The 5,911-nt window shown below is 56.5% G+C and carries 7 protein-coding genes; all 7 read right to left on the reverse strand.

The window, feature by feature from the left end:
- Window positions 1–12 precede the first annotated feature (12 nt).
- Window positions 13–1,668, reverse strand: coding sequence for an asparagine synthase-related protein (locus tag ACETWG_08355; GenBank protein ID MFB0516602.1), 1,656 nt, complete (start codon window positions 1,666–1,668; stop codon window positions 13–15).
- A gap of 62 nt (window positions 1,669–1,730) precedes the next feature.
- Window positions 1,731–2,264: an HDIG domain-containing metalloprotein gene (locus ACETWG_08360; GenBank protein MFB0516603.1), complete on the reverse strand. Its 534-nt coding sequence runs from the start codon at window positions 2,262–2,264 to the stop codon at window positions 1,731–1,733.
- A gap of 66 nt (window positions 2,265–2,330) precedes the next feature.
- Window positions 2,331–2,684 carry a four helix bundle protein gene (locus ACETWG_08365; GenBank protein MFB0516604.1) on the reverse strand — a complete coding sequence of 118 codons (354 nt, stop codon included), beginning with the start codon at window positions 2,682–2,684 and terminating at the stop codon, window positions 2,331–2,333.
- 103 nt (window positions 2,685–2,787) lie between these two features.
- On the reverse strand, window positions 2,788–4,374 hold the full coding sequence (locus tag ACETWG_08370; protein MFB0516605.1) for a citrate lyase subunit alpha: 1,587 nt from the start codon (window positions 4,372–4,374) through the stop codon (window positions 2,788–2,790).
- Window positions 4,375–4,445: 71 nt separating this feature from the next.
- The gene (locus tag ACETWG_08375; protein ID MFB0516606.1) at window positions 4,446–4,808 is read right to left on the reverse strand and encodes a DUF86 domain-containing protein; all 363 of its coding nucleotides are present in this window, start codon (window positions 4,806–4,808) and stop codon (window positions 4,446–4,448) included.
- Complete coding sequence (locus tag ACETWG_08380; GenBank protein ID MFB0516607.1) at window positions 4,805–5,092, reverse strand: nucleotidyltransferase family protein; 288 nt, start codon at window positions 5,090–5,092, stop codon at window positions 4,805–4,807. The genes ACETWG_08375 and ACETWG_08380 overlap by 4 nt, the downstream gene beginning before the upstream one ends.
- 162 nt (window positions 5,093–5,254) lie before the next feature.
- Window positions 5,255–5,911: CoA ester lyase (locus ACETWG_08385; protein MFB0516608.1), on the reverse strand; the 657-nt coding region annotated here is incomplete at its 5' end.

Consider the following 5,911-nt stretch of genomic DNA (forward strand, 5'->3'; position numbering starts at 1 on the left):
GAAAAAGACCGGTCAGATGACATCAGGCTGATTCCTCCCCTGATTCAGTTCACCAAGCAGGAGACCAAGGGTAAGAATACGGCCCAGATACCGCAGATTAAGCCCATCTTTACACAAGACCGGATTCAGAATGCCATGGTCTTTTAAGGAAGTGAGCATGTCACCTGTCAACCGCAGGCTGCAAATGCTGCGCCTCAGATCAGGATGGTCAGGATCATCCTGAAACCTGGTCTGACCCCACAGGCGCTGGCTAACCTTTTTTAGGGCGCGTTTGCCTTTGTTACCAATATAGCGGGCGATGTCAGTCGATAGAGCCGCTGGCGATAATGAAGCCGTCACGCCCTCGGTGGTGCGAATCTTCGCCACCTGCGGATACAGCCGATAAAGAAGCGACCGATGATAAGAGTTGAAGAAGCGCTGCCGGCGGGGTAGGTTGAAACCGACCGTCACCAGGTCCGGATCCAGGAGAGGTATAAACAGGTTCAGGTAGTGATTGATCGTGCTGGTGGCGATACGGCCGGCCATCTCCTGCATCTTGAAGTAATAATAAATACGATCATAGGTCTTCGTGTTCGAATCATCTAGGTACCGCGCAAGCGCCTTCAGCATTCGCGCGCGGAAGTTAATACTCAGCTCCTCCAGGTCATTTGCGAGAATGGAATGAGGAAACCGAAGCGGTTCGATCCGCAGGTCGTACAAGCGCGCAATGTTCGGCCTCAAGGTATTATAAAAGGGGAAGTCCTGCAGCCACCAGAAATCCTTGTAGAGCTCGCCTCCTACTCCGGACAGAGCGAGGGTGACTCCGCGCTCCCGACGATCACTATGGTATTGCGACAGGCGATGAAAGGTCAAAACATCGCCCAGCCCATCCTCAACTTGAAACAGGGCTTCAACATCCCCAACATTCTCATTGACCTGGTGGTAGGTAACCTGCAATTCTTTCCCCAAGGCATCCGCTACCTTCCGGGCAATGGCGAAATCGCCATAAGTCTTCGCTCCCGAAAGCGATACCTCGAAATCCAGTCCGGCATGATCCAGCAGACAGGCCACCAGTCTGGAATCAAAACCGCCGGTCAGGTCCAGGCTGATGTTCTCGCCGCGGATCGAAGCGGCCAGTTCCTGGAAATATTCCGTGAGGGAATATGTAGGCGGGTTCTCAAGAGCAGGTAGCGGCTTGGGAATCTGTTGAACCTCGCCATCCGGGCCAAAGGTCAGGATCTCATCGTGCCCGATCTTTTCAATACCCGGCGTAAATGTCCGATTGAAATAAATATTCCCCAGATGGAGAAATTCCACCACTGCCTCTGGAGAAAGATCGCCGGTCCTAAGCCGCAGATGACGAACCAGCTCCAGGTAGGAGGTTCCGATCAGACGCTTGGCGAAATAACCCTTGAACAGTCCACTATTGTCGGTCAGGACATAATTCACCTGCCGCCTCTTGTCCCGGATCGTCAGGAAGAAGATCCCTTTCAAGGGGAGCAGAGCTTCGGGCAGCGTCCTTTCCTCTTCCGCCAAACTGCGGACTACGTATTCCACTGATGGTTGACCAGCCTGAACACCGGGGATGAAAACCAGGCCCTTCCAGGCACACGCGTAATCGGCATTTTCCCAGAAGCAACCCAGTTCCTTTCCCTGGTGAGAAATGTCGGTTTCACGGGTAATAATCATCGATTATCATCCACGAAATGCTGCGCGTTACAAGCCTATTATGGACAAGTACACCCGCTGGGTTAAGCCCTAAACGGCTCGAAGCTGACGAAGTCGGCGTGGTGGACAATGATGGATTCCACCGTCCGGTGCCCCAGGTCGCCTTCTTTGGAATGCGTGGCGATGATGTGCTGCACTTCCGGCGGCAGGCCGAAGCGGTCGGCGATGGCCACCCCGCTGAACGGATGGCGGACGACCTTGCCCGCCGAACTGGTCGTCAGCTTGCCGTCCACGAGCTCATACTCCATCAGTTTACCGACGTCGATCAGGATGGCGCCGGCGATCAGGGTATCCATGTCGATCTGGATTTCGTCACCGAAGTTGGCTTGCATACGCCGGGCGATGTCCACCGCCAGCTGCACACAGGTGCGCTTGTGGTTCATGAAGGATACCCGGCAGTCCTTGATCAGCAGGGAGAACGGAATCGTATCCAGGTCCTCCACCGTCAGCACACTGTTATTAATAGCATATACCCAGGCATCGAGAACCTTCTCCCGCAGGTTCTGATCTTGTATCCAGTCAATCTCAGGCCAGATTGCCAGGACTTTGTTACGCATGATCCCATCCTTTAAAGCATGTTATTGATAAATGTTGAATGATGAATGTTGATCGCTTTATAAGATTTAGGTTCTGCCTTGAGCGGTTTTTCTGGAAGTCGTGAATATGGCCGTTAATTCGTCGGCTTCTTTGAGTAATGGCTCAACTTGCTCTTTTTTCAATAAATTCTCCTCTATGATAAATTCGATCCAGAAATATGATTCGTCAGCCTCTTCAATGACAATACTCAACCTTGACACGAAACCAGCCTTGGACTGCGCCATGCAGGCAGCTCGATAATTAGAGGCAACCGACGTTGCACACCTAATCAGCTGCCCTTTAATATGTCTCCCTAAGGTCGAATTTGGAAGAGTATTAGCCAATTTCACGCATCGATGCGCAAAACCTTTTGTCCTCGTTTTTAGCTCATCACCCTTCATGCGTTTTTGAATTCTGATATTCCATCATTTGGGTGTTGTCATCAATTGTTGCGATCTTCTCGTCCTCATCTCCCATTCAACAATCGACATTCAACATTTATCATTACACCAATTTTTCCACTTTAAAAATGCTGTCCAGCACCGTCCCGTCCACCCACTTCACCACCCCGATCACCTGGTCCGTGAATGCCGGTTTGTCCGGCGGACCACCGCAGAGCTCCTCAACTTCTGCTTTTATCTCCGCGATGGGCCGTATCGGCAAACCGCTGCCCTTGGTCGCCTTGATGAGATCCTTCCGCAGGGGATTGATGGCGATACCCCGCTCGGTGACCACGACATCAATGAGCTCGCCCGGCCCGCAGAGCGTGGTCACCCGGTCCACGATGACGGGAATCCGATCCCGGAAGGAGGGGATCGGCAGAATGGTGCACTTGCTGAACAGGCAGTTCTGCCAGCCGCCGATGCCGTGCAGCAGGATGCCGTCCGAATGCGTCACCACGTTGGCGTTGAAGTTCACATCCACCTCCGTAGCGCCCAGCACCACCACGTCCACCATGCTGGCGAAGTTCCCCTTGCCGTGCCAGTTATAGGAGGTAAACGGTGAGGTGTCGATGTGGCGGGGGTTCTCCCGCAGGGAGCGCACGCCCTCGAGATCGAAGGTCTGGCCGTCCAGGATGAAATCGGTCAGGTCCTCCTCCAGCATCTCCACCAGGTATTTGGTGGAGCCGCCCCGGATGAAGCGGGCCCTGATCCCCTCTTCCTTCATCATCTCCTTCAGGTAGATGGCGAAGGCCAGGGAGGTGCCGCCCGCTCCCGCCTGGAAACTGAAGCCATCCCGCAGGATGCCCGCGGCGCGCACGAATTCAGCCGCCAGCTCCGCAATGTACTGGCGGTCGGGCGAGCGCGTAAGCTCGGTGGTCCCGGAGACGATCTCCTCCGGGTCGCCGATGCGCTCCACTTCCACCACATAGTCCACGTTCTGGCCCATGATCTGCCAGGGCACGCACGGGAAGGGCACCAGGTTGTCGGTGACCACGATGACTTTATCGGCATACAGGGAGTCCACGATTCCGAATCCCAGCAGTCCGCACGCCGACGGGCCCCGGTCGCCGGTAGCGTTCCCGAAGGGATCGGCCGTCGGGGCCGCTAGCACGGCAATGTCGATGTGCACCTCACCGTCCTGCACCGCCTGCCAGCGCCCACCGTGGCTGCGCAGCACCGCCAATCCCCTCATCTTCCCTGTAGAGGCAAACTCACCCAGTGGCCCGTTCATGGACCCCTCGATCCAGCCGATGACTCCGCTCTCCAGGTGCTTGATCAGCGGCTCGTGGCACGGGAAAGAGGCCGACGGAAACCACCGTACGTTCCTAACGCCCAGCTCAGCCACGGCGTCGAACACCTGCACCATCAGCAGGTCACCGTCACGGAAATGGTGGTGCGAGGAAATGGTCATCCCATCCTGCAGCCCGGCTTTCTTGAGCGCCTCCTTGAGCGATCCCACCCGCTTGTCACCATCAGGGGGATAGTCGGCGCAGCTGCGAATGGGCGGCGCCGCTTTGCGGCCTTGGGGCCGGTACTTGCCTACGCCTTGGTAGGGGATGGCCGGGGTTCCGTTCACCACCGTCGGCACCAACCGCCCGGCATCGTTCTCCACCAACTCGATTGTTCCACCAACCGCTTTCGCTTTCAAATGCTTACCTCCGCTTCATTCCAGTTATCCAACAGCTGCCCGAGTTCGGCCATCTTGCGGCCTTGGATACTTTATTCATCACTCCCCTTCTCTATCTCTTTCAATATGCGGACAAACGCATCATGGATATGAGGTAGCTCCTGATGCACGGTGTCGAAAACGCGCCTTAGGTTGACCCCAAAATATTCATGTATCACTTTGTCACGCATTCCGGCCATATCCCGCCAGGGGATGTCGGGATATTGACGTCGCACTTCTTCCGGTACGTGCTTGGCAGCTTCTCCAATGATTTCCAGGGCTCGAACCGTCGCAAAGACCGTCTTCTCATCCTTGGCAAAATCCTCAAAGTCTAGGCCTTCAATGAATTGCTGCGCCTTCTCCGCCGCCTCCTGGATGTCGCGGAGATAGTCGCTGTATACCCGCTTTGCCATCATAGCAACTGAACCTCCTCAAGGATGCGGCGCCCGATGGCCGGCTTCAGCGTCTCTTTCTCTACCAGGTCCACCCTGACGTCCAGCAGGTCGCTCAAATAATTCTCCAGGTGAACGAAACCCAGCAGACCGGGGCCGTTTTCATCAAACTCCACTAGCAGATCCAGATCGCTACTTTTGCCCTGCTCGCCGCGGGTCCAGGAGCCGAATACGCCCAGAGATTTCACCTGGTAGTGCTTCTCCAGCTCCGGTAGATGCCGGCGAAGCTTATCAATGATTTCACTCATCGCAGGTGAATCCCCTTGTCTGGGGGTTTGGCTTGTCCGGCGTTGAGACGGTCCTGTCCGGCGATCAGACGGACCTGTCCGGCGATCAGACGGATCACTCACGGTCATACCTCCCGGTCCCGGTATTAGCTACACCTTGTTGAGATTGCGGTCTGACGCGGCTCATTCTTCCGCCACCTGCTGTAGCTTCCCAATCCAGATCGGCTTCCAGTTCTCGGGCACCAGACCAATCGCCATTGCCAGATCCATCGTGCGCTGGGCCCGGCGGACCACCGGCGGATCGATCATTTTTGTACCCAGGGAGACCACCCCCAGCCCCTTGGCCCGGGCCTCATCAAAGGCCAGCACGATCTCCCCGGCTTGTTCAATCTCGGCTTCCGTGGGTGCAAAGGCTTCGTGGATCACCCGCACCTGCCGGGGATGGATGGCCCCCATCCCGTCGAAACCCAGGGACTTGGCCTCCAGGGCTGCCGCGCGCAGACCCTCCATGTCGTCCACATCACTGAATACCGTCCCGGACGCCTGCAGCCTGGCGGAGCGCGCTGCATTGACTACCATACTGCGAGCGAACAAGGACTCCTTCCCCTCCAGGGTACGCAGCGTCCCCAGATCAGCGGTGTAATCCTCCAGGCCGATCGCCAGAGACACGTTATTCGGGCTGGCGTGCGCAATCGCGGCGGCGTTGACGATGCCCAGGCTGCTCTCCAGGATCGGCATCAGGAAAATGGGCTCTTCCCGACCACAGGCCCGGCGGATTTCCTCGCTCCTGGCATCCACGGCCTGCACCTGCTCCGCCGACTCCGCCTTCGGAATCAGGAT

The organism is Candidatus Neomarinimicrobiota bacterium, from assembly GCA_041862535.1.
GTDB lineage: Bacteria > Fidelibacterota > Marinisomatia > SCGC-AAA003-L08 > TS1B11.

Bases quoted from the DNA above. Each gene is read 5' to 3' on its own strand.
- ACETWG_08355 (MFB0516602.1), bottom strand. From the start codon at position 1,668: ATGATTATTACCCGTGAAACCGACATTTCTCACCAGGGAAAGGAACTG.
- ACETWG_08360 (MFB0516603.1), bottom strand. From the start codon at position 2,264: ATGCGTAACAAAGTCCTGGCAATCTGGCCTGAGATTGACTGGATACAA.
- ACETWG_08365 (MFB0516604.1), bottom strand. From the start codon at position 2,684: ATGAAGGGTGATGAGCTAAAAACGAGGACAAAAGGTTTTGCGCATCGA.
- ACETWG_08375 (MFB0516606.1), bottom strand. From the start codon at position 4,808: ATGATGGCAAAGCGGGTATACAGCGACTATCTCCGCGACATCCAGGAG.
- ACETWG_08380 (MFB0516607.1), bottom strand. From the start codon at position 5,092: ATGAGTGAAATCATTGATAAGCTTCGCCGGCATCTACCGGAGCTGGAG.